The sequence below is a fragment of the Pseudomonas sp. Z1-12 genome (assembly GCF_051132015.1).
Taxonomy (GTDB): domain Bacteria; phylum Pseudomonadota; class Gammaproteobacteria; order Pseudomonadales; family Pseudomonadaceae; genus Aquipseudomonas; species Aquipseudomonas zanjanensis.
The window spans coordinates 1,835,616-1,859,280 of the sequence record NZ_CP071647.1; the positions used below are offsets into that span (position 1 = coordinate 1,835,616).

The following is a 23,665-nucleotide window of genomic DNA, read 5'->3' on the forward strand; positions in this document are numbered from 1 at the left end:
AGCTCCGCAGGGGACCAGTCATAGTCCTGCGGCGCTTCTTTTATATGAAACTAACCCACATCGTCTGGGGTGTGGAGATGGGCGTTTACTTCGCCCTAATCAACAGGAATTAAAATGAGCGAAAGCTTTGCGGAACTCTTTGAAGAAAGCTTGAAAACCCTGAACCTTCAGGCAGGCTCCATCATCACCGGCGTTATCGTTGATATCGATTACCAGGCTCGCTGGGTAACCGTTCACGCTGGTCTGAAGTCTGAAGCGCTGATCCCGCTTGAGCAGTTCTACAACGACGCTGGCGAACTGAACATCAACGTCGGTGACGAAGTTCACGTTGCGCTGGACTCGGTTGAAGATGGCTTTGGTGAAACCAAGCTGTCCCGTGAAAAAGCCAAGCGCGCTGAATGCTGGATCGTTCTGGAAGCGGCCTTCGCAGCTGAGGAAGTGGTCAAGGGCGTTATCAACGGTAAGGTTAAAGGCGGCTTCACTGTCGACGTTAACGGCATCCGTGCGTTCCTGCCAGGTTCCCTGGTTGACGTCCGTCCAGTGCGCGACACCACGCACCTGGAAGGCAAAGAGCTGGAATTCAAGGTCATCAAGCTGGACCAGAAGCGCAACAACGTTGTCGTTTCCCGTCGCAGTGTCCTGGAAGCCGAGAACTCCGCCGAGCGTGAAGCTCTGCTGGAATCGCTGCAGGAAGGCCAACAGGTCAAGGGTATCGTCAAGAACCTCACCGATTACGGCGCATTCGTCGATCTGGGTGGCGTCGATGGCCTGCTGCACATCACCGACATGGCCTGGAAGCGTATCAAGCATCCTTCGGAAATCGTCAACGTTGGCGACGAGATCGATGTCAAGGTTCTGAAGTACGATCGCGAGCGCAATCGTGTTTCCCTGGGCCTCAAGCAACTGGGTGAAGATCCATGGGTCGCTATCAAAGCCCGTTACCCAGAAGGCACCCGCGTCACCGCTCGTGTTACCAACCTCACCGACTACGGCTGCTTCGCTGAGCTGGAAGAAGGCGTTGAAGGCTTGGTACACGTTTCCGAAATGGACTGGACCAACAAGAACATCCACCCTTCGAAAGTCGTACAAGTCGGCGACGAAGTGGAAGTCATGGTTCTGGACATCGACGAAGAGCGTCGTCGTATCTCCCTCGGCATCAAGCAGTGCAAGTCCAACCCATGGGAAGACTTCTCTGGCCAGTTCAACAAGGGCGATAAAATCTCCGGCACCATCAAGTCGATCACCGATTTCGGTATCTTCATTGGTCTGGACGGCGGCATCGACGGCCTGGTTCACCTGTCCGACATCTCCTGGAACGAAGTGGGCGAAGAAGCCGTACGCCGTTTCAAGAAGGGCGACGAGCTGGACACCGTTATCCTGTCGGTTGACCCAGAGCGCGAGCGTATCTCCCTGGGTATCAAGCAACTGGAAAGCGATCCGTTCTCCGAGTACGTTCAAGAGAACGACAAAGGCGCAATCGTTAAGGGCATCGTGAAAGAAGTTGACGCCAAAGGCGCCATCATCACCCTGGCCGACGATATCGAAGCGACTCTGAAAGCCTCCGAAATCAGCCGTGACCGCGTTGAAGACGCGCGCAACGTTCTGAAAGAAGGCGAAGAAGTAGAAGCCAAGATCATCAGCGTTGACCGCAAGAGCCGCGTAATCCAGCTCTCCATCAAGTCGAAAGACGATGCTGAAGAGAAAGAAGCAATCCAGAGCCTGCGCGAGAAGCCAGCTACTGATGCTCCTGGTCCTACCACTCTGGGCGACCTGCTGCGTGCACAGATGGAAAAACAGAACTAAGTTCTGTCAGACCATGAAAAAGGGCGACTTCGGTCGCCCTTTTTTGTGGGCGCGATTCAGGAAGAGCCAGGCTTTGCCCGTTCCATGTGCGCTGTCTGGTCTCGCTGTGAAACCAATCCTGCAACCCGGCTGTCTCTTTCTTTAAGCGGATCGGCTATCTATCAAGGTTGGACACAGACGTCCTGGTTTTCTTGGGGCAATGTGGGAGCGAGCTTGCTCGCGATAGCGTCAGATCAGGCGCCACCCAGTCAGGTGATGGATATTTAAGGAGATGAATGAACAGGCTCATCCTGATATTCGCAATATTGGCATCTACAGGTTGCGCTACGAGTGCCAAGACCCACGCAGTGCGTGGTGTCAGCGGTATCGAAGTCGACTGTTCAGGGTTGGGCTCTGGCTGGGAGAAGTGCCATAAGAGAGCCGCAAGAGAGTGCAAGGGCGCAGGCTACAAGGTCATTACCCGATCCGACGACGCGAAGGATAACGATCAATACCCCTTTGGTTTTAATCCGGCTGGCTATCTGACTCGCACGATGTTGGTCATCTGTCGATAGTTTGAGAAAACTCCTGGCCTGCATGGAAAGAAGCGGCCAGGGAGCAAAGAAGAATGTCAATACTTGGGCTGTTCAAATCCCTCCGGTCATGCTAAAACCTTTTCAAGCGATTTTCCTAGCTGCTTGAAAAAGAAGGGAAAAATATGACGAAGTCGGAGTTGATCGAACGAATTGTCACCCATCAAGGGCTACTCTCATCCAAGGATGTGGAGCTGGCTATCAAGACCATGCTTGAACAAATGTCCCAGTGCCTGGCTACGGGTGATCGTATTGAAATCCGTGGTTTCGGCAGCTTTTCCCTGCATTACCGCGCCCCGCGGGTAGGTCGCAATCCAAAGACCGGCCAGTCCGTCAGCCTTGATGGAAAATTTGTTCCTCATTTCAAGCCAGGCAAAGAGCTTAGGGATCGGGTGAATGAGGAGGAGGGGGATGAGCTCTGACGGAGCGCTAAGACAAAGGAGTTCTCATGCGGAACTTTAAACGCCTGGTCCTTGTTGTACTTGCGCTGCTCGTGGCCTCGGCAGTCGTCCTGTTTGTGCTTGAAAACAACCAGTCGGTCGCATTGCTGTTTCTGGGCTGGTCATCACCGCAACTTCCTGTTTCAGTTTGCGTGCTAGTGTCACTTCTCGCTGGTATGATGGTTGGCCCGTTGCTCGCGTGGTTCATGGGGGCGCGTAGGCGATCGAAATAAATGGATGTGTGAGCCCAGGAGTCTTGGTAAGGATCACTGTCTACAATTTTTTCTGACTTTGGGTGCGTTTTGTTCGTATTTAATCTAGCTCAGTGTGCCGCTGTGTCCGACGCGGCTTTGCCCGTCTTGCCGTTTAATGCGTTTGGTGTGTATGCGAACGCGATGCCAAGCGAGGCTTTCCATGCAAAATGATCGTATTGATGCGCGTCGCGATGACGAAATTGATCTGATCGAGCTGGTCCGGGGCCTCTGGGCTCAGAAAGGGTTGATTTTGGGTGTCACTCTTTTGGTTGCTGTTGGCGCGGGTCTTTATGCGTTTCTCAGTAAGCCTGTCTATGAAGCCAAGCTTTTTATCATGCCGCCTACTCAGAATGGTATAGCTGAGCTCAACTATGGCAGGGGTAAAAGTAGCGAGCTCGACATCTACTCCATAGACCACGTCTACGGAGTTTTTGCTCGTAACTTACAAGCAGAATCACTTCGTCAGAGGTTTTTCAACGAGGTTTACCTTCCATCATTGAGCGAATCGCAGCGAGAAGGGGCGCTCGACCAGGTCTACGTGCGTTTTTCACGCGAACTGGTCATCAAGCAGCCCGGTAAGGATGCTCCGGATCGTTATTTAGTCGCTGTGAAAAACGAAGATCCCGTTCGCGCCACGGAGTGGGCCAAAACGTATGTGAAGCTCGCCAGCGAAGCAGCCGAATCTGAGCTTATCAAGAACGTAAAGGCAGAAGCGTCGGTTAGGGCACGGAATCTGGAGCAGCGGATTATCAGCTTGCGGGAAAACGCCCAGCGCATTCGAGAGGATCGAGTACAGCAGCTACGTGAAGCCTTAAATATCGCCCAGGCAATCGGTCTCACGACACCCAGCGTGAATTCTACGGCTGCGGTTGATATTACGGTCGAAACAGGAAACAAGCTGGACTATCAAAGGGGTAGTAAAGCGTTATCTGCGGAGGTAGACGCACTGCAGGCCCGCTCTTCCGATGATGCGTTTATTCCTGATTTGCGATCGCTTCAGATGCGATACTATTTTTATAGCAAATTGAACATCGATCCTGAGAGCATCTCGGTCTACCGCCAAGACGGCACAGTAGAGCTGCCGGAGAGCCCCATCAAGCCGAAGAAGATGCTGATCCTGCTCTTAGGTGTGATAGGTGGCGTTTTGCTAGGCTGTTCTGTCGCGTTGCTTCGTATCTTGTTCAGTCGAAGTGACAAGAATCCGGTTTAAGCGTTGTTCATAAGGGGGCTGAACATAGTGTAAGCGCCCCTCAGCGACGGTGCGGGTCGAGTGTTCTGGAGATTGCGCTCGTATATATTCAGTCGGCAGTGACTATTATTCTACAATGGTAGATTTCAATGCTGCGCTAACTACCAATTTATAGTGGATATGAAATTGAATAATCAAAACTTTGAAAGTGTAAAACTTGGAATCGTAGGCTTGGGTTATGTGGGGCTGCCTCTTGCTGTGGAGTTTGGCAAGCACTATTCCGTCTTGGGTTTCGATATCAGTGAGCGCAGGATTGAAGAGCTGAGTGGAGGTCGAGATTCGACGCTCGAAGTCAGTGAGCAAGAGCTGGGCGAAGCTAAGAATCTGCAGTTCTCCACCAGTGTGGAGAAACTAAGTAATTGCAATATCTTCATAGTGACCGTTCCAACGCCCATAGATCAGTATAACAATCCGGATTTGACTCCGTTGTTGAAGGCATCTGAGACTATTGGGAGTGTGTTAAAAAAAGGTGACGTGGTAATTTACGAGTCAACCGTGTATCCCGGGGCAACCGAAGAGGATTGCGTCCCAGTTTTAGAACGTGTATCGGGCCTGAAATTTAATTCGGATTTCTACGTTGGATATAGTCCTGAAAGGATCAATCCAGGCGATAAAGAGCATCGTGTCACCACGATCAAGAAAGTGACGTCGGGCTCCACGCCGGAAGTAGCCACCAAAATTGATAATCTGTATAAAAAAATTATCATTGCTGGAACACATAAAGCCAGCTCAATAAAAGTCGCTGAAGCTGCTAAAGTCATCGAAAATACTCAGCGGGATCTGAACATCGCGCTAATCAATGAGTTGGCGATTATTTTTAATAAGCTGGGCATTGACACGGAGTCTGTCCTGAAAGCCGCAGGAACCAAGTGGAACTTTTTACCGTTTCGTCCTGGTTTGGTGGGCGGTCACTGTATTGGCGTAGATCCCTACTATCTGACGCACAAAGCACAGTCCATCGGGTACCATCCGGAGATTATCCTGGCCGGCCGGCGCCTTAATGACAGCATGGGAGAATACGTCGTTTCCCAACTCGTGAAGGCGATGGTTAAGAAGCGCATACACGTGGACGGTGCGCGAGTATTGATAATGGGGCTTACGTTTAAAGAGAACTGCCCGGATTTAAGAAATACGCGAGTGATCGACATCATTAGTGAGCTGGCTGACTATAATATCGTTGTCGACGTTTTTGATCCATGGGCAGCGGCTGAGGAGGCAGAGCATGAGTATGGAATTAAGCTGCTTTCCACGCCCGCTCCAGATTCGTATGACGCAATTGTTCTGGCTGTCGCGCACTCTCAGTTTGCCGATATGGGGGCTCGTCACATTCGCTCATTAGGCAAGGCAAATCACGTGCTTTATGACCTTAAATATCTGCTTGATAATGATGAGTCGGATATCCGACTTTAATTATATGTGTCTATTGTTTTGCAGAATGAATTTGGAGGTCGTATGAGTCGATACAATGAGCTGGTTGCCACTCTCCCGAAGAGCCCGCGTGTATGGCTCATTACTGGTGTTGCGGGGTTTATAGGTTCTAACCTGCTTGAGACGCTATTAAAACTGGATCAGAGCGTCATCGGCCTTGATAACTTTGCTACTGGCCATCAGCGAAATCTCGATGAGGTCAAGGGCGAAGTTTCAGCTGATCAATGGGCTCGTTTCACGTTAAAAGTTGGAGACATCCGCACTCTGGATGATTGCCGAAATGCGTGCGAAGGCGTGGATTATGTACTCCATCAAGCGGCGTTGGGCTCTGTACCCAGATCATTGGCCGATCCCATTCTTACTAACGCATCTAATATAGACGGTTTTTTGAATATGTTGGTCGCTGCCCGTGATGCGGGGGTAAAAAGCTTCACTTATGCGGCGAGTAGTTCTACTTATGGCGATCATCCGGCTTTGCCAAAAGTCGAAGATGTCATCGGTAAGCCCCTTTCACCCTATGCCGTAACGAAGTATGTTAATGAGCTGTATGCCGATGTTTTTTACAAGAGCTATGGTTTTAATACGATCGGCCTGCGTTATTTTAATGTGTTTGGAAAAAGGCAGGACCCGAACGGAGCCTATGCTGCCGTAATACCTAAATGGACCGCTGCGATGATTTTGGATCAGAGCATCAATATCAACGGAGATGGCTCAACAAGCCGAGATTTTTGTTTTATCGAGAACGTTGTTCAGGCCAATCTTCTGGCTGCAACCGAAGAAAAAAATCATGCTTTGAATAATGTTTACAATGTGGCGGTGAATGCACGAACGAGCCTGGAAGAGTTATTTTCCATGTTGAAGGCTATGTTGGCAGATTTGGGCGTAAGTTATGCAAGGGAGCCTGTATATAAAGACTTCAGGGCTGGAGATGTCCTGCATTCTCAGGCAAGTATCGAAAAGATCAAAAATAATTTGAGCTACGCTCCCGATCATAGTGTCGCTGAGGGCTTGAGAGTGGCAATGCCTTGGTATCTGAAAAACGTATGATGGGCGCTGCTTTGATGTCTCGATTAGAAATGTATCCAGTCATTCTGACTTTGGAAGAGTTGTCTTCAGCACGTATGGTTTGATGCACTCTGATGATGGGTTGTGACTGTCAGCTGTGAATTGCACGACTTATTCTTGGTTGATGTAAGAGTGCATGGTCTTCAACTGGATATATTTTTAATTTGACAGTTTATGTGGGGGAGGAATGAGTCGGATACTGCTAATTGTAGTCAATGATCCTCGGTATTTTTTGTCGCACCGATTGCCGATAGCCAAGGCAGCCCAAGGGAAGGGCTATGAAGTGCACGTTGCGAGCATTGCGAGCCCATTGTCAGGAAAAGTTGTTGAAGAAGGCTTTGTTTATCACACGATCAAGTTAGAGCGCGGTGGTATTAATCCATTTCTTGAGTTTTTTGCGATGATATCGTTCGTGAGATTGCTTTGGCGTCTACGGCCGACTCTTTTGCATTTGGTGACGACTAAGCCGGTTCTTTATGGGGGGATGGCTGCTCGCCTTGCTCCTGTCGGAGGGGTTGTATCCGCCATCGCTGGCATGGGCTCTGTGTTTATTGGAAGAGACTTGCGGTCGAAAGTTCTGTCGTTTGTTTTGAGACGTATGTATCGATTAGCGCTGGGCACTCACAATCTTCGGGCGATCTTTCAGAACCCTTGCGACCGTGCCCTGGTGATGAAGATGAGCGGCTTGGATGCTGATAAGGCGGTGTTGATTCGTGGTTCGGGGGTCCATCTGGCTTCTTATCCGGTTTTGCCAGAGCCAATCGGCACGATAACCGTTACGTTTGCAGGACGATTCCTTAGGGACAAGGGTGTCCATGAATTTATCAAGGCCGCTCAATTAGTCAAGCGTCGTCAGAACGATGTAATCTTTCAACTGGTTGGTGACGTGGATGAAGGCAACCCCACCAGCCTTTCCAGTGCTGAGGTAGAGGCCCTGACAGTCGAGGGGAATGTACGTGTACTCGGTTATCAGAGTGATCTGGCCAAGATATTTTCTCGTTCGCATATCGTAGTCTTGCCCTCTTATCGAGAAGGATTACCAAAAGTCCTGATCGAGGCTGCGGCCTGTGCGCGGCCAGTTGTCACGTCTGACGTTCCCGGCTGCCGTGATGCTATTATAGCGGGAGAAACCGGACTGCTTGTGCCGGTTAAAGACGCCGAAGCATTAGCGATCGCGATTGAGAAGTTGGTTTCGAATGCAGAGTTAAGGCATGACATGGGTCGTGCTGGAAGAAAATGGGCGGAGCGTGAGTTCGCCATTGAGAATGTGGTGAAAGTACATTTGGATGTCTATCAAACACTTGAGGCTGAATCTTGAACTTGCCAAAGAGCATAGTTATAACCGGCGCAACAGGATTCGTTGGTCGGGCTCTAGTCGAAAAACTGCAAGGTAATTCAGATTATAAGCTGACGTTGTTGGTTCGAAAACAGGTTGACTATTTTTTATCAGGTGTAGATCAGGTTGTCGTGCCGTCGGAGAAGCCCTTTCAGCGTCCTTTATCTATTAGTAAGGGGGCGACTGTTATTCATTTGGCGGGACGGGCACACATATTAGACGATAAATCCGAAAGTCCTCTGCATGAATTCAGGCTCGTTAATGTTGAAGCTACACTTGACCTGGCGCGTCAAGCAATGGAGGCTGGAGCCAAAAGATTCATTTTTGTTAGCTCTATCGGGGTTAACGGTTCTGTAACATATTCCGCTCCATTTAATGAGGATGCAGCTCCACAACCGCATGCGGACTATGCTGTATCCAAACTAGAAGCTGAATGTGCATTGCGCGCTCTGGTAGAAAAAAGCTCGATGGAGTTGGTGGTTATTCGGCCACCTTTAGTCTATGCGGCGAATGCCCCAGGCAATTACCAGCGTTTGATGCGTTTGGTGTCCAAGGGCTTGCCTTTACCCCTCGGCGCTATAAAAAATCTTAGAAGCCTAATTTCGCTGGAAAACCTGGTTGACTTTCTTTGTCTTTGCATCGAACACCCCGCAGCGGCTAACGAGCTGTTTCTGGTGTCAGATATCAGGCCGGTGTCTACAAGCGAGATGATAACCGCGCTGGCCCAGGGCATGGGACTGAAACCTCGACTCATTTCGGTACCTGATTTTTTGCTCCGTACTGGTGCTAGGGTCTTTCGGAAACAATCAATCTACACGCAGCTATGTGGTTCATTAGTTATTGATTCATCGAAGGCTCGTAACCTGCTGGGTTGGACTCCGCCCATCTCGGTGATTGATGCGCTGCATCAGTCAGGTCGTAAATATATGATGCAGAAAAAGTTAGATGTTTAAGCATAGGCGTGTTCTGTAATGAAAATATTTGTTTTGCTTTTGCTCAGCACCGGTACCTCATTGGTATTAACCTGGATTTTGCGCTCATATGCCATTCATAAGAACATTATCGACATCCCGGGGGGGCGTAGCTCACACACCATACCCACCCCCCGGGGGGGCGGCTTGGCATTTGTCATTGTCTTTCTCTTGGCGCTGCCGCTACTTGCAGGCAACGATTTTCTGTCTTGGTCTGCGGCCTGGGCGATGTTGGGAGCGGGTATCGGGGTCGCCGTTCTCGGCTTTCTGGACGACCACGGTCACATAGCAGCTCGCTGGAGGTTGCTTGGCCATTTCTCCGCTGCAATTTGGGCGTTATGTTGGCTAAGTGGTCTGCCCACGATTAACTTGTTTGGTCATGAGTTTGCGTTGGGTTGGTTTGGACACGTACTGGCGGTCGTTTATTTGGTGTGGATGCTCAATCTCTATAACTTCATGGATGGTATCGATGGTATCGCTAGCGTGGAGGCGATATGCGTTTGCCTCGGCGCATGTGTCATTTACTGGTTGGGTGGGTTTAACGGCCTTATCGTGGCGCCGCTGATGTTGGCGATGGTAGTCGCGGGGTTTCTTTATTGGAATTTTCCCCCAGCACGTATCTTCATGGGCGATGCGGGCAGTGGGTTCCTAGGGATCATCCTTGGGCTGCTTTCCTTGCAAGCCGCTTGGGTTTCTCCGAAGCTTCTATGGGTGTGGCTGATTTTACTCGGTGTCTTTATCGTGGATGCTACCGTCACCCTTATGAGGCGCCTCCTGCGGGGCGACAAGGTATACGAAGCTCATCGCAGCCATGCCTATCAGTTCGCCTCACGCCAGTACGGGCGTCATTTACCAGTGACGCTCGCCGTCGGTGCCATTAATCTATTCTGGCTCCTACCCCTGGCCGCTTGTGTCGTATGGTGGAATGTCGATGGAGGGGTAGCGCTGACAGTGGCTTATGCGCCGCTGGTGTTCCTGGCTGTTAGATTTCATGCAGGGGAGCTCGACAAGGTATGACGCCAGACTGATGGATGGTTTTTTCTGTTTGGCAATTGTCCAATGGACAACGGATTCACAACGTACTTCAGTAATGGATGCATTAGAGCCCGGTCAGGGTGCGTGAAGGTAGTTATGGATAAAGTAAGAACAGCGTTGCTGGGGCTGCCCAGACGTCATAAGCGGGCAATCCAGGTGACCACGGATGTGGTTTTAGTCTGGGCCGCGCTCTGGTTGGCTTTTGTCGTCCGGTTAGGTATTGACGTATGGGCGACCCCCATCGAGACCCATCTCTGGCTTTTTGCGTCTGCCCCGGTGATCGCGATTCCAATTTTCATTCGCTTCGGAATGTATCGCGCGGTGATGCGCTATTTCGGCAATGATGCGTTGATTACCATTTGCAAGGCCGTCAGTCTTTCGGCATTGCTATTAGCGCTTGTGGTGTATTGGTACAGCAACCATACGACCTTGGTACCGCGATCTATCATTTTCAATTTCTGGTGGCTGAGCCTCATCATGCTTGGCGGCCTGCGCTTGATGATGCGGCAATATTTTCTGGGTGATTGGTTCTCCGCAGCCCAGCATGTGCCATTTGCGAATCGCGATGATGGCCTGCCCAAGGTTGCGATTTACGGTGCGGGTGCGGCAGGCAACCAGCTCGTCGCCGCACTGCGTATGGGGAGGGTGATGAGGCCTGTCGCATTTATTGATGATGATCGGAGTATCGCTGACCGGGTTATCGCAGGATTGCAGGTCTATCAGCCCAAACATATCCAGAAGATGATTGACGCGACCGGCGCGCAGGAAATCCTGTTGGCCGTTCCTTCTTCGTCACGCGGTCGTCGTAGGGAAATACTGACATTGCTGGAGGGGTTCCCGTTACACGTTCGCAGTGTTCCGGGATTCATGGATCTGGCAAGCGGCCGGGTCAAGGTGGATGACATCCAAGAGGTGGACATCGCGGATTTACTTGGGCGTGATTCCGTACCGGCCCAGGCTGATCTGCTGGAGCATTGTATAGCAGGGCAATCGGTATTGGTGACCGGTGCCGGCGGGTCAATCGGCTCTGAATTGTGCCGCCAAATCCTGGCCCTTCAACCCACTACACTGTTGCTTTATGAGCATAGCGAATTCAATCTTTATAGCATTTTGTCTGAACTTGAACCCCGAATAGCCCGGGAGTCCTTGTCTGTAAGGGTGTTGCCGATTCTGGGATCGGTACGGGATGAGAACAAATTGCTGGACGTGATGAAGACTTGGAGCGTCAACACGGTCTATCACGCTGCGGCTTACAAGCATGTGCCCATGGTAGAGCATAATATTGCGGAAGGTGTTCTGAACAACGTAATCGGAACGCTTAATACCGCGCAGGCCGCATTGCAGGCTGGTGTGTCAAATTTTGTGCTTATTTCTACAGACAAGGCAGTTCGACCCACCAATGTGATGGGCAGTACGAAGCGACTCGCAGAGCTGACTTTACAAGCCCTCAGTCGAGAGCTGGCCCCCGTATTATTTGGCGACAGGGCGAACGTCTCACGGGTCAATAAGACCCGCTTCACTATGGTTCGATTCGGTAACGTACTGGGCTCTTCCGGTTCAGTAATTCCCCTGTTTCACAAACAGATCAAATCCGGGGGGCCTTTGACCGTTACGCACCCCAAGATCACGCGCTATTTCATGACAATCCCTGAAGCCGCTCAGTTGGTAATCCAAGCGGGCTCCATGGGGTTGGGTGGGGACGTATTTGTTTTAGATATGGGCGAGCCGGTAAAAATCATCGAGCTAGCAGAAAAAATGATCCACCTGTCAGGTCTAAGTGTCCGCTCTGAAAAAAATCCCCACGGGGACATTTCGATAGAATTCACTGGCCTGCGTCCCGGAGAGAAGCTCTACGAAGAGCTGTTGATCGGCAACAACGTGGTCGCGACTCAACACCCTATGATCATGAGCGCCAATGAGGATCACCTGCCTTGGGAGCTGTTGAAGGCCAGCTTGACCGAGCTGCTCGCTGCCATTGACCGTGATGATTACGCCAGGGTTCGACAGTTGCTTAGGGATACGGTGAGTGGATATGCCCCGGATGGCGAGATTGTCGATTGGATTTATCAACAGCGTCGCCTTGAGCCTTAACATATCTGACATGCTGTAACGTGCAGGTTTTTGACAGCGTTTCACCATCGCTAATATTTGAGAAGCAGCTTCGGAAAGCTGCTTTCTCTTAACGATGTCATGGAGCGTCATCGATGCTTAGAGGAAAGTAGGTAGGCGCCGTTGTAATTTATGAAGCCCACTTCTAGGCCTACTGCGTTGAGCAATGCTCCAACCCTTCCTTCAGGTTAGACAGAGCCGGTACGTTCAGTCCTATCGTATTTTGTGCAGGCCCAAAGCGGTCGTTTGACGTGATTTGATCCGGCCTCGCCATGCCGTGGGCTGGTCGCAGATCGACCTTTCCAAGAATCATTCCAATTATCAAGCTCGGCCTGGCCTCCGAACGGTGCAAGGATTTTGAGCACACAGCGATCCGTGTCTGGAGAAAATCGCAGACATCATCCTTCAGATGGACAGTTTCCGCATAAAAAGGCACGATGTGTCGTTGACTGAGCGCGTATTGAGAGCCTCTGGCATACTCTAGGCCGGAAATCATCAAGCGATTTGCAGTTTGTATTGTGTACTATTTTGCTTGATAAATAAGTTTGTAGTAAATACAAGGATTGACTTTGAAGACAAAAGCAATAAGTACGGCCAATGAAAAAAGTAGAAGTGGTTTTTTTTGGTTGTTATTGGGGACCGCTGGTCAAAACGCCGTACAGCTCATTTCAATTCTCATTCTAGCTCGAATCCTGACGCCAGCAGAATTTGGGGTCGTTGGCATTGGTGCCGCCATCATAGCGTTTTTGAGGATTTTTTCTGAGGTCGGAGTAGGGCCTGCTCTGGTTCAAAAAGAAGAAATATCCTCGGTGGACATCAAAACAGCCAATTCGATGTCTTTGCTATTGGGCGTCATTCTGGCCATATCTTTATATTTTTTAGCTGAAAGTTTTTCACTTTTTTTCAGTATGCCGGAGCTGACGGAAGTATTGAGAACACTGGCCTTGATGTTGCCTGTCATTTCATATTCTGTGGTAGGTCAATCGTTGCTTCAACGACGCTTCGAATTTAAGAAGTTGTCGAGTGTTACGTTTTCAAGTTATCTGGTTGCTTATGGCGGCGTTTCGGTTTACATGGCGCTGCATGGATATGGCATGTGGTCCTTGGTTGCTGCATTCTGGATTCAGTCGATAATTTTTCTGATATTGATACTGATACTGTGCAGGGATGCCGCGAAGGTCGGTTTTAGCTACCCCAGCGCCAAGGGGATGCTGGACTTCGGCGTAGGTTACTCGATGGCCCGGCTTTGTAACTATGCCGCAGGCCAGGGGGATAACCTCGTTGTAGGTAAGCTCCTCGGCGCGGAGTCGGTTGGGCTCTATGGGCGGGCCTATCAAATCATGTCCATGCCCGCGATCTTATTTGGCAGCGTAGTGGATAAAGTGTTTTTTCCACTGATGGCAAAAATGCAGAATAATAATGAGGCGCTCGAAAGGCTATACCTCTCTTCGATTTATTTTTCATTGCTTATATTTGTATATCTGAGCGGTTATATCTATATTTTTTCCGATCAACTGATAGGTGCTCTCTTCGGTGATGGGTGGGGTGAGGTAGCTAAACTGATAGAAGTTATGTCAATCGGTTTGTATTTCCGAATCGGCTATAAATTTAGCGATTGCTTAACGATGGCGGTTGGGAAAGTCTATGCCCGTGCGGGCATTCAATTCCTTTACGCGCTCTCTGTTGTGGTACTCGTGGTGTTGGGAAGTGGGTGGGGATTGATAGGCGCTTCGATAGGTGTGGTGGTGGCGATAGTTCTTAATTATCTGATGATGATGATGCTTGTCTGGAGAATATTAAACTTTAACGTGGGCGTAGTATTCCTTCGTCATCTCAAAGTGCTTGGTTTGTTTTCAATCTCGCTTCTGATTTTCCTGTTTTTAAATCGGTTGATTGATATTGCAAGTCCGCTCTTGGGGTTCGTTGTGTCCAGTCTGATTTATGTCGCTTCATTCGGAGTGGTGTTGGTCGTATTTGCAAGGTACTTGAAAGACGAGCTTGGAGTTCTCAAGCTTGTTGCCAAGCGATGAATGTGGTGAATGATGAATAGTTTATTTTCGAAGTTGCAAGTATTTCTGTTTGGCATTTTCATGCTTTGTCTCATCGGTGTGATTGACTCTATTCCGGTCATAGTCACATTGGTGTATTTTTATACAGGGATAATCGTTTTCCTTTACGCAAAAAAAGGCGTGGCGGATCCAAGGGTATTTCCTTTGGCCTTTATGTCCGTGTATTTTACGTTTTTCCCGTTGCGTGCTTATTTGTATGGGTCGGAGAATCTACCATTCGATGAGGGCGTATTGATCCTCAGTTTGCGGTTGCAATTTATCGCAATGCTGGTTTTTGTTGCGGTCTCAAATTTATTGATTAGTAACGTGCGACAAGTAGAAATTTCAACATTCTGTTCTCAACAGGTTCGTAGTACGTCTTCGGAACGGCTGTTGTTCGTCTTTATGCTGCCCTTTGTTTTTTATTCATTGGTCATCATCCTGACTTCGGATGCGACATCTAAGCGCGAAGTGCTGGACAGTTTTTCTTCTGTAAAAACAATCAGTGACTTTTCGATATTGATACTTACTGTTCTTGTGTTTTTGCGCGCGGCAAGAATAGGACGCTTTTTTTACAAAGATTTGTTCTTGATGCTTTATTTGGTGTTTTGCGTGTTCTATGTGTTGTTGACTGGAGAGCGCGACAGTCTGTTCAAGTTGTTATTCGGTTTTATGATCATATATTATGACCGGCGTGGAAACTTTAATTTTCTGAAGATGATCGCTATCTTTGGTGCGCTTTTGTTTGTTGTTCCAGTGTCCCAGTATTTCAAAAGTGTTTTATTGTCGGGTACGGTAAATTTTGATCGCTTTGGTGGAGATTTGATTCTGTATAGCGAATTCATGTCTTCTTCGCGTAATTTCTATTCCCTATTGGTTTTCGATGCTGGCCAAAATATTTCATTCCTGCTCAGTGACGTGGTGCGTGCCTTTGTACCGACCGCATTGCTGGGTGATTACGGTATGCAAAGTACCGTCGCTTGGTTTGATCGTGTATTTAGGCCTGAGCACGGGTTTGATGGCACGTCAGGTTGGGGCTTTACAATAGTGGGATTTGGTTACATAGTCGGCGGTCTGGCGGGTATTGTTCTGATAATGGCGTTTTATGCATGGCTGCTCGCATTTCTTTATAATCGAAGATGGCGCTCACTTTACTGGTATGCGTTTTATATCCTCGCGCTTGCAGCCTTTGTATACGCGCTGCGGGCAGATTTGGCCAACTTGCTATCTCAGGTTTTCAAGATATCCGGACTGTGTGTTCTGTTTGTTTTTATGGCGCATTATTTGTTGAGGCGGCCTTCTGGAAGTGGTGATCTTAATAAGGGGCAATTATGAACGGTAGAATGCTTTTCAAGTATTTCTCTTTCTTGATTTGGGTTGTTTCAGCTTGCTTTAAGTTACTGCCCTCATTCGTCGCCTGGTTTTTGTGGGATCTGGTCTCACCCTTTGGTGGTAAAGTCGCGGTTTTGCTGCGGTATTGTATTGTTTCAGGTCGTGCCAAGAATTTTGGGAACAATATCTATTTTGGAAAGTCAGTAGTTCTGAAAAATCCCGCAGGGTTTTCAGTGGGTAATAACGTTTCGATACATGATTCCTGCTATTTGGATGCTATTGGTGGATTGAAGATAGGGGCTGATGTGTCCATCGCGCATCAAACGTCTATCATTACGTTCAATCACACTTGGTCGGATATGAGTCAGCCTATAAAATATAACCCGATAGAAAAAGCCCCCGTCATCATTGAAGATGACGTTTGGATTGGCTGCGGCGTGCGTATCCTGCCCGGCGTTGTCATTGGCAAACGCTCCATCATTGCAGCGGGTTCCGTTGTCACAAACGATGTGCCCCCCGGCGTCATAGTTGCGGGAGTGCCGGCGAAAATTATCAAGAGTATCGTATGAAGCGCGTGTTGTTTGTTCATGACCATATTTTCAAATACCGTGGTAATGCGTATTACTCCGGGGGAGGGCTGCCTGCTGCCATATGGCCCCGCTACCTGCAGGTTTTTCCTTCACTCACCGTCGTTGGACGGGATGGTGGTGCTCTTATCGAAGGGGAAGAAGGGTATACCCTGTCTTCCGCAAGTGGAGTCGATTTTTGCTTGCTTCCTGGTATTTCAAATTTAAAGAGTTTGCTTTTAGGCCATGCTGGTGTGGAGGCCGTTTGCCGATCTCTGGTGGCTGACTCCGAAGGCGTGATCGCGCGTCTTCCAAGTCGACTGGGTCACTTGTTTGTTAAAGAGGCTAAAAGACAAGGAAAACCCTACGCAGTGGAGGTGGTGGGATGCGCATGGGGTTCATTGTGGGACCATGGTAGTTGGAAAGGAAAGTTTCTGGCACCGATAGAAGCTCTGAAAACTCGGCAAGCGGTAGCTTCGGCGCCGTTTGCTCTATACGTCACAGAGAAATTTCTACAAAAACGCTACCCATGCAAAGGAGGAGTCACTACTTTTTGTTCCAATGTGAACATTCAGCCTGTTGCGGATGAGGTGTTGTTTGCCCGACAGCGCCGTATTGAATCACATAAAACAAAAGTTGTTATCGGCTTAATCGGAAATTACTCATCCAAATACAAAGGGATTGATGTGGCCATTCGCGCAATGGCGTTGGTGGATGAAAGGCTTCCTGAATGGGAATTTCAGGTAGTCGGTTCAGGCGATGCGAGCGTCTATACCGATTTGGCTCATAAGCTCGGCGTGGGTGAAAAGGTCAAGTTTGTCGGTACGAAACCTTCGGGCAGCGCGATATACGAATGGCTTGATACTGTCGATTTGTATCTGCAGCCTAGTTTTCAGGAAGGGTTGCCTCGCGCTTTGGTCGAAGCCATGAGTCGCGGTTGTCCGGCCGTTGCTACTTCAATAGCAGGTATACCCGAGTTGTTAAAGGATTCCGAGATGATCGCGGCGGGTGACCACGCGACGCTGTCGAGCAAGATTCTTGCATTGCTTCAGGATAACGGAGCGATGTTACGTTTGGCGCGGGAAAATTTCGAAAGAGCCCAGTCATACTACCAACCGGTATTGGATACCCGACGTACAACCTTCTGGTCTTCTTTCGGGCAATACATCGCGTCCAATCGACCCATAAACCGCACCTAGAGAGCGCGCTTGCCGTGGAGCCGAGGCTTGCAGTTCCACGACGACAAGGCATCGTAATTTGAGCGAGGATGCCTGTGGCGGGCGCTCCAGTGCTTGGCGCAGCCACGCATAAGACTCTGCAACTGCACTTATCTGTCACAGCGACTCTCGCTAACGAAGCAAGTCAGGATTATCCCTCACTATTGAACTACCTATAAAATTGGAGCCGGTAACATTCAGGTGGTTTTTGTCTCGATAGAGAAGATGACCATTGCGAGTCATGCCGCATTGCCCATTTCGGCAAACGTATTGACTAATAGGGACATATTTAACACGCGGCTCTCTCTGCACGACATTAAGCAGTTGCTTTCGGTATATATCGAATTCTTTATTGGCAGTAGCCAAGGGAATGGAACATTCATTTTTTAGGACCCGAGCTTTCGTGATGCACTTCTTAGGGTCGAATGGAAACCGAGGCACGTCGTCGAATAAATACACCTCTTTGCCGCTAGCCAGCAGCCTCTCAACCGAGGCGAAAAGCTCATCTTCAACAGTCGAACCTACGGGAACTTGATTAAGACGTTTTATCCAATGCATCGTGATGATTATTTTTTCTGGTCCATCCTCACGCGCGAGAAAGTCATAGACTTCCTTGAATTCTGTATTGCTCACAAAGGGTGGGCTGGCTTTAATATAATATGCGACGTTTAGACTTGGTAATGCTTTTGCCATACCGTTAAATAAATGCTCGGCATGACTATCCCCAATGATCGCCACGTCAATTTTAGAGTCGACCTTTGACTGCATGCATCTCACATGGCGTTCGTAAATCAGCGCGACACTTCTAATGCTGGGCTCTGAGCACACCTGATAATTATCGGTAAGATAGTTAAAGAACTGCTCGTGCCCAATCTCTCCAGCTATTTCTTTGCCCGGTCTAAGTTGAGTGGCACCGCCGGTATATACATAAAAGCCCAGGGTGCCAACTATCAAGCCCAACGAGGCAAGCATTCCAACCACGCTTCTGCGCTCGGAATGTCTTATTGGCGTTTCAATATATTTATATGTTATCCATGCAAGCATTACCGCGACCGCGACCGCTATTGCGCCCCCCCTGTAGCCAGCATTTGGAAGCTCGCCGCCTGTCAACGTGGCAAACGACAAGAGGGGCCAGTGCCAAAGATAAAGTGGGAAGCTGAGTAAGCCTATCGATACGAATAATTTGCTACCCAGTATGTTTCGATTTAACCAGGACCCTTCTGCCGGACCAATAAGTAACAAGGAGGTCGCCACAGGCAATACCGCCCAGAAACCCGGGAATTGTTTGCTCTTATCAATAAAAATGAAACCACACATCAGCAGAGCGAGCGCGCCGACAGAGCTCGCCTCAATCATCCACACCGGAATCGTGCGAGCGGTATTGCCCCGTTTAAAATATGCATATCCGTAGACTAGTAATCCTCCTGACGCAAGCTCCCAAAACCGCGTAAATGGTGAGTAAAAAGCACCTGCAGGATCAGAATCAACCATTACGACGCTGTAAATAAAGGAGGCAAGGATCAACGCGGGAATTATAACTAAGGAGGTCTTCCTGAATGTCCATCCCATCCAAACTACTACGGGCCAAATCAGATAAAATTGCTCTTCAACTCCAAGGCTCCACAAATGAAGGAGTGGCTTCATTTCAGCGGCCGAATCGAAGTAACCGGACTCGCCCCACAAATTCAAATTTGCTACAAAGCCTATGCCTGAAGCAACGTGTTTACCAAGCTGTTTGTACTCTGGGTCAAATAAAAAGTACCAACCAAACCCCATGCAACAAAAGAGGACCAGGATTAACGCCGGGAACAATCTACGGATGCGCCTCGAGTAAAAACTCAGGATGTTTAACCTGCCCTTTGCAGCACCATTCAATAGAATTCCGGTAATTAAATATCCAGAAAAAATGTGCGCGGCCGCCGAGTTTAACCTCATGAAAAATAAGTAGCAAACCGGTACCGACGGAAGTCTTGCGTGTGTTTGATCACTGGATCTGCGTCGGCGTGATGGCCAGTGTTTGTCGGCGTCTTTCCGAGATCATATATTTGCGCGCCGAAGACGCAGGTTCGCTCCTGTTCGGACAGCTTGATTTCGCCAGCATCACTCATACCGTGCCCGGAGTAGAAGAGAGACCCTCACGCAGGGCTTGGTGCGGTGATGCAGGGTGCGGGAGTCTGTGGCTGGCCTTCTAACTCAAAAAGGTTCTATAAAAACAGAGATCTCGGTATCATGCGCGCTTTAAAAATGTAAGGTAACGGCAGCAAATGAACCAAAAGCGAATTAATGAGATAGATCTGCTCCGGTTCATAGCTGCTATGTCGGTAGTTTTTTTTCATTATACATTTCGGGGCTACGCCGCCGATGACAGGTCGCTCCTGCCTTATCCGTTATTAGCACCTGTGGCAAAATATGGTTATTTGGGTGTAGAGCTGTTTTTCATGATCAGCGGTTTTGTCATCATGATGACCGCCGGGGGGGAGGGTTTCAGGAAGTTTTTGATATCGCGGGCGGTCCGCCTTTATCCGGCGTTCTGGGTGTGTTGCTCAATAACTTTCGTGGTGATGCTTGCTTTGGGTGGGGATCGTTTTTCTGCGACAGTTCCTCAGTACCTTGGTAACTTGACGCTGATGGGCGATTTTTTCGAAATTCGTCCAATTGACGGCGTGTATTGGTCGTTGTTTATCGAGATCCGTTTTTATTTCCTGATAGCGCTCGTTATGCTTTTTCGAAAACTTCATCGAATAGAGGCGCTACTGTGTGTTTGGCTCGTGTTGTCTGTAGCGCTTGAATTCACCGATGCCAGAGGGTGGCGGAGGTTTTTCATTACCGAATACTCAACTTACTTTATTGCCGGGGCCATGTTTTATCACGTGTGGCTGAGCGGTGCTTCGAAGTTGAGATGGGCGACGATAATAAGCTCGTGTTTATTCGCTATTTATCAAGGTGTTAATATGCTGCCTAGGTTGGAGCGCCACTATCACGTTGACTTTGACGCTTTTATAGTGGCCGCGATAATTTTTATCTGTTACGTAGTCATGGGTTTGGTAACCAAAAAGAAGATGGGGTGGATGGCGGGGCGCAGATGGGTGGTGCTGGGCGTAATTACATATCCACTCTATTTGCTTCATCAAAATGTTGGCTATATGGTCTTTAACGCACTCTATCCGGCTGTCAATCCGCATTTATTACTATGGGGGACAATGGCGCTTATGATTGCCATGTCCCTGTTTATTCATGTTGTGTTTGAAAGGGCTATGGCGCGGCAGCTAAGACGCGTTCTAGACCACATTAGTAATAAAATTGCGGTGCTGTTTTCGGGAGGTTTTGAGCGATTGAAATCATACCGGCCGAAATGACATCATCGCCTGACCCTATGCTTCGGTAGTGGATTTTGGCGGTGCTCGAAGGTTCGACGTCCCGGAGTTCAGCACTCAGCGAGCGACCGGCTCGAAGTTGATGACATCCAGGAAGTGGATGTCGCGGACCTTCTCGGACGGTATGCGGTTCTTGCGTAACTTGATCTGCTGGAGCATTGCATGACGATGCCGTTCAAGCTGGCGGAATTGCTGATCGTCATCGAGCGGGATGATTGTCCACCAGAAGCCGTCAACTGCTTCGCGATACCGTCAGTGGTTACGCACCGGACGGAGAGATTGTCGACTGGATCTACCAGCAACTCCGTCTCGAACCCTGATTGTTACACATGTCGTAACGTACACATTTTTGACAGCGACACATAATCACCTAAGTTTGAGAGGCAGCTTCGGAAAAGCTGCTTCTCTCTTAACGATGTCATGGAGCGTCATTTATGCGTACAGGCTACTTCTACTCTTTGATTTTTGCCCTTCTGACCAGCGTCTCGATTGGCGCTATCGCCGCCCCAGCGGCCAAAAAAGAGTCGGCCGCTGCGCCGCAAGCAATGGAGCAGCCAGCCAAAACCCAGGGCGCCAAGGTGGATTTAAACGGGGCGGATGCTGCAACGTTGCAGCGCGAGCTGTCAGGCATAGGCAAGGGCAAAGCCGAAGCGATTGTTGCGTATCGGGAGAGTAATGGGCCGTTTTCTTCGGTAGAGGAGTTGCTGGAGGTCAAGGGGATCGGCAAGTCGATTCTCGACAGGAACCGTGACAAGCTGGAAGTGAATTGAGTTTGTGATTGAAGGAGGCCGGTCGAATAGACTGGCCTTTTTGCTAACTGGTGTTTGCAAATTCCGAAGGCTTTTCCGTGGTTGGCATAAATAATGATTATCTACAGCCAATCGATTGTTCAACAATCAAAGGCCTTCATCCATGACCAACACTCTCTCCCTCGCCGACCAGATCACTCTGGAGCTACGCGCCGACATCATTGGCGGCCGCCTTCTGCCAGGCATGGCGTTGGTAGAGAACAACCTGGTCTCGGCCTACAACGCTTCGCGCAATACCATTCGCGAAGCGTTACACCGCCTGGGCCAGGAAGGCCTGACCCGTTACGTGCGCAACAAAGGGGTAATGGTCCGCAGGCTCGGTGTCGATGACGTGCGAGATTTGTTCAAGGTCCGTCGCACCTTGGAGCTTCAGGCCATCCTAGGCAGCCAACCATTACGCGAGTATCAGTCAGACCGGATGCTCGAAGCACTCGAGGCGGCGGATCTGGCTCGGGAGCGTGAGGACTGGCGTTCGGTCGGTACTCATGGCCTGGCGTTCCATCAGCACATCGTTGGTTTAATGCGCAGTCCGTTGCTGGATGAGTTCTTTACTAATGTGATCGCACAACTGCGCCTGGTGTTTAGCTCCGCACCCGATGAGGCGCGTTTCCAGGCACCGTGGCTGGCCCGTGACCGACGCATCCATGATTGGCTGGCCGAAGGCGACAAGCTGGCGGCTCACGAAGCGATGAGCCTTTATCTCGATGATTCCGAGCAACTGCTTTTGCAGATGCTGGCTCCCACCCATCACCCCTGATCAAGGACCCGCGCCATGCACAAAGACTACCCAGCCGCCTACCAGGTCAGCAAAGGTTCAGCCCTGCAGGTGGATAAACCCTTCTACGACCGTATCCGCACCGAGCAGGACAAACGCAGCCTGATCGAGCAGTTCGAAGTACCCATCCGCACCGGCCGCGCCTGGCACGTGCCCGCGGGTCATGTGTTCCGCGTCACCACCCCAGTAGGGCCGCAAGTGGGGGACTTCAACGTCTGGAATGCCCATGACCCGCGGGAGCGCCTCTGGGCGGCGCGCACCCGTCAGCTTCAGGGCGCTCATGTCAGCACCCATGATCGGTTGTGGTCGAACCTGCCATTCCTGCGGCCGTTGGTGACCATCACCGACGACAGCCTGGCTGGCTATGGCATCGATGAGCATGGTGGACGATTGCATGATCTGCTGGGTACGCGCTGTGATCCGTATGTGAACAAGATGCTGACCGGGGAGGACTTCCATCATCACTGCCATTCGAACCTGACCCGTGCGGTGTTGCCCCACGGCCTGACGGAGTTCGACGTGCATGATGTGCTGAATATTTTCCAGTGCACAGGGCTCAATCATGACGACATGTACTTCATGAAGGCCTGTCCGGCGCAGAAGGGTGATTACCTGGAGTTTTTTGCCGAGATCGATTTGTTGTGTGCCTTGTCCACCTGCCCGGGTGGAGACCTGTCGCTGGCGATGTGGGGGCCGGAGGCGCAGGATCCTCTCAGCGTCTGCCGCCCGCTGGGTGTGGAGATCTATCGGTTGGAGGATTCATTGCTGGAGGGCTGGAGCCAGCCTGAGCGGGCCGCGTACAACGGGCAGCATGGCTTGCATATTGCCAAGGCGGATTGGGAAAAATAGCACCGCGTTTGCTATCGGGTGCCTGCTTGTGTGGCGAGGGAGCTTGCTCCCGCTGGGCTGCGCAGCAGCCCCAACGGCCAAAACTCGATTAGCCTGACACTCCGCGCCAGCAGGGTGAGGGCCGCTTCGCGCCCCAGCGGGAGCAAGCTCCCTCGCCACAAAAGCACTAAGCAAGCCAGGTAATCAACGATCCTTGGCTTCTTTCGCATCCATTTCCGCATTGCGCTCCGCAACACGCTTGCGCTGTTCGTCCGTGAGTTCGACTTTGTTGGCGGTGTCGCGCAGCATCATCAGGCCTCCCACGATCGAGCCGATTGCGACAATCAGAATCAACCAGGCATACCAGGGCATAGGGCTCTCCTTAAGGGCGCGATGGACAGACGAACGTTTCGTCAATCCATCGCACTTACCACTTATGAGCGAATGTTGTTCG

The 23,665-nt window shown here is 50.0% G+C and carries 21 protein-coding genes and 1 pseudogene; 20 read left to right on the plus strand and 2 right to left on the minus strand.

Going from position 1 to position 23,665, the window contains the following annotated elements:
• Nucleotides 1-114: 114 nt before the first annotated feature.
• The 15 genes from rpsA (at nt 115) to J3P85_RS08285 (ending at nt 17,407) form a co-directional block, all read left to right on the plus strand.
• Nucleotides 115-1,803: a 30S ribosomal protein S1 gene (gene rpsA, locus J3P85_RS08215; protein ID WP_186704721.1), complete on the plus strand. Its 1,689-nt coding sequence runs from the start codon at nt 115-117 to the stop codon at nt 1,801-1,803.
• A gap of 275 nt (nt 1,804-2,078) precedes the next feature.
• The gene (locus tag J3P85_RS08220; RefSeq protein ID WP_434705433.1) at nt 2,079-2,357 is read left to right on the plus strand and encodes a hypothetical protein; all 279 of its coding nucleotides are present in this window, start codon (nt 2,079-2,081) and stop codon (nt 2,355-2,357) included.
• 143 nt (nt 2,358-2,500) lie between these two features.
• The gene (ihfB, locus tag J3P85_RS08225; protein WP_003199243.1) at nt 2,501-2,797 is read left to right on the plus strand and encodes an integration host factor subunit beta; all 297 of its coding nucleotides are present in this window, start codon (nt 2,501-2,503) and stop codon (nt 2,795-2,797) included.
• Between the two features lie 26 nt (nt 2,798-2,823).
• Nucleotides 2,824-3,048: a LapA family protein gene (locus tag J3P85_RS08230; RefSeq protein WP_434705434.1), complete on the plus strand. Its 225-nt coding sequence runs from the start codon at nt 2,824-2,826 to the stop codon at nt 3,046-3,048.
• Between the two features lie 181 nt (nt 3,049-3,229).
• The gene (locus J3P85_RS08235; protein ID WP_434705435.1) at nt 3,230-4,279 is read left to right on the plus strand and encodes an LPS O-antigen chain length determinant protein WzzB; all 1,050 of its coding nucleotides are present in this window, start codon (nt 3,230-3,232) and stop codon (nt 4,277-4,279) included.
• Nucleotides 4,280-4,444: 165 nt separating this feature from the next.
• Nucleotides 4,445-5,728, plus strand: a complete 1,284-nt coding sequence (gene tviB / locus J3P85_RS08240) for a Vi polysaccharide biosynthesis UDP-N-acetylglucosamine C-6 dehydrogenase TviB (RefSeq protein WP_434705436.1) — start codon at nt 4,445-4,447, stop codon at nt 5,726-5,728.
• A gap of 42 nt (nt 5,729-5,770) precedes the next feature.
• Nucleotides 5,771-6,793, plus strand: a complete 1,023-nt coding sequence (locus J3P85_RS08245; RefSeq protein ID WP_434705437.1) for an NAD-dependent epimerase/dehydratase family protein — start codon at nt 5,771-5,773, stop codon at nt 6,791-6,793.
• Between the two features lie 205 nt (nt 6,794-6,998).
• Entirely contained in the window at nt 6,999-8,129 is a 1,131-nt protein-coding gene (locus tag J3P85_RS08250) for a glycosyltransferase family 4 protein (protein ID WP_434705438.1), read from the plus strand.
• Nucleotides 8,126-9,100 (plus strand): NAD-dependent epimerase/dehydratase family protein, encoded by a 975-nt coding sequence (locus J3P85_RS08255; RefSeq protein ID WP_434705439.1) that lies wholly within the window; start codon nt 8,126-8,128, stop codon nt 9,098-9,100. Before J3P85_RS08250 ends, J3P85_RS08255 begins: the two co-directional genes overlap by 4 nt.
• An 18-nt stretch (nt 9,101-9,118) precedes the next feature.
• On the plus strand, nt 9,119-10,135 hold the full coding sequence (locus tag J3P85_RS08260; RefSeq protein WP_434705441.1) for an MraY family glycosyltransferase: 1,017 nt from the start codon (nt 9,119-9,121) through the stop codon (nt 10,133-10,135).
• Between the two features lie 114 nt (nt 10,136-10,249).
• On the plus strand, nt 10,250-12,244 hold the full coding sequence (locus J3P85_RS08265; protein WP_186704729.1) for a polysaccharide biosynthesis protein: 1,995 nt from the start codon (nt 10,250-10,252) through the stop codon (nt 12,242-12,244).
• Between the two features lie 587 nt (nt 12,245-12,831).
• Entirely contained in the window at nt 12,832-14,292 is a 1,461-nt protein-coding gene (locus J3P85_RS08270) for a lipopolysaccharide biosynthesis protein (RefSeq protein ID WP_434705443.1), read from the plus strand.
• 9 nt (nt 14,293-14,301) lie between these two features.
• Nucleotides 14,302-15,645, plus strand: a complete 1,344-nt coding sequence (locus tag J3P85_RS08275; RefSeq protein WP_434705444.1) for an O-antigen polymerase — start codon at nt 14,302-14,304, stop codon at nt 15,643-15,645.
• Nucleotides 15,642-16,211, plus strand: coding sequence for an acyltransferase (locus J3P85_RS08280; RefSeq protein WP_434705445.1), 570 nt, complete (start codon nt 15,642-15,644; stop codon nt 16,209-16,211). Before J3P85_RS08275 ends, J3P85_RS08280 begins: the two co-directional genes overlap by 4 nt.
• Nucleotides 16,208-17,407: a glycosyltransferase family 4 protein gene (locus J3P85_RS08285; RefSeq protein ID WP_434705446.1), complete on the plus strand. Its 1,200-nt coding sequence runs from the start codon at nt 16,208-16,210 to the stop codon at nt 17,405-17,407. Before J3P85_RS08280 ends, J3P85_RS08285 begins: the two co-directional genes overlap by 4 nt.
• 150 nt (nt 17,408-17,557) lie before the next feature.
• Here J3P85_RS08285 and J3P85_RS08290 read toward each other — a convergent pair whose 3' ends face one another.
• The gene (locus tag J3P85_RS08290; RefSeq protein ID WP_434705447.1) at nt 17,558-19,300 is read right to left on the minus strand and encodes an SGNH hydrolase domain-containing protein; all 1,743 of its coding nucleotides are present in this window, start codon (nt 19,298-19,300) and stop codon (nt 17,558-17,560) included.
• A gap of 389 nt (nt 19,301-19,689) precedes the next feature.
• Here J3P85_RS08290 and J3P85_RS08295 point away from each other — a divergent pair, with 389 nt between their 5' ends.
• From J3P85_RS08295 to J3P85_RS08315, 5 genes and pseudogenes are all read left to right on the plus strand, one after another.
• Entirely contained in the window at nt 19,690-20,781 is a 1,092-nt protein-coding gene (locus J3P85_RS08295) for an acyltransferase family protein (protein ID WP_434705448.1), read from the plus strand.
• Nucleotides 20,782-20,976: 195 nt separating this feature from the next.
• Nucleotides 20,977-21,119 (plus strand): annotated as a pseudogene (locus J3P85_RS08300) (hypothetical protein); the annotation flags it as partial.
• Nucleotides 21,120-21,233: 114 nt separating this feature from the next.
• Nucleotides 21,234-21,569 (plus strand): ComEA family DNA-binding protein, encoded by a 336-nt coding sequence (locus tag J3P85_RS08305; protein WP_434705449.1) that lies wholly within the window; start codon nt 21,234-21,236, stop codon nt 21,567-21,569.
• A gap of 142 nt (nt 21,570-21,711) precedes the next feature.
• Entirely contained in the window at nt 21,712-22,365 is a 654-nt protein-coding gene (locus tag J3P85_RS08310; RefSeq protein WP_434705450.1) for a GntR family transcriptional regulator, read from the plus strand.
• Between the two features lie 15 nt (nt 22,366-22,380).
• Nucleotides 22,381-23,232, plus strand: a complete 852-nt coding sequence (locus J3P85_RS08315) for an urea carboxylase-associated family protein (protein WP_434705451.1) — start codon at nt 22,381-22,383, stop codon at nt 23,230-23,232.
• A gap of 183 nt (nt 23,233-23,415) precedes the next feature.
• Here J3P85_RS08315 and J3P85_RS08320 read toward each other — a convergent pair whose 3' ends face one another.
• Nucleotides 23,416-23,583, minus strand: coding sequence for a DUF2897 family protein (locus tag J3P85_RS08320; RefSeq protein WP_003183831.1), 168 nt, complete (start codon nt 23,581-23,583; stop codon nt 23,416-23,418).
• Between the last annotated feature and the right edge of the window lie 82 nt (nt 23,584-23,665).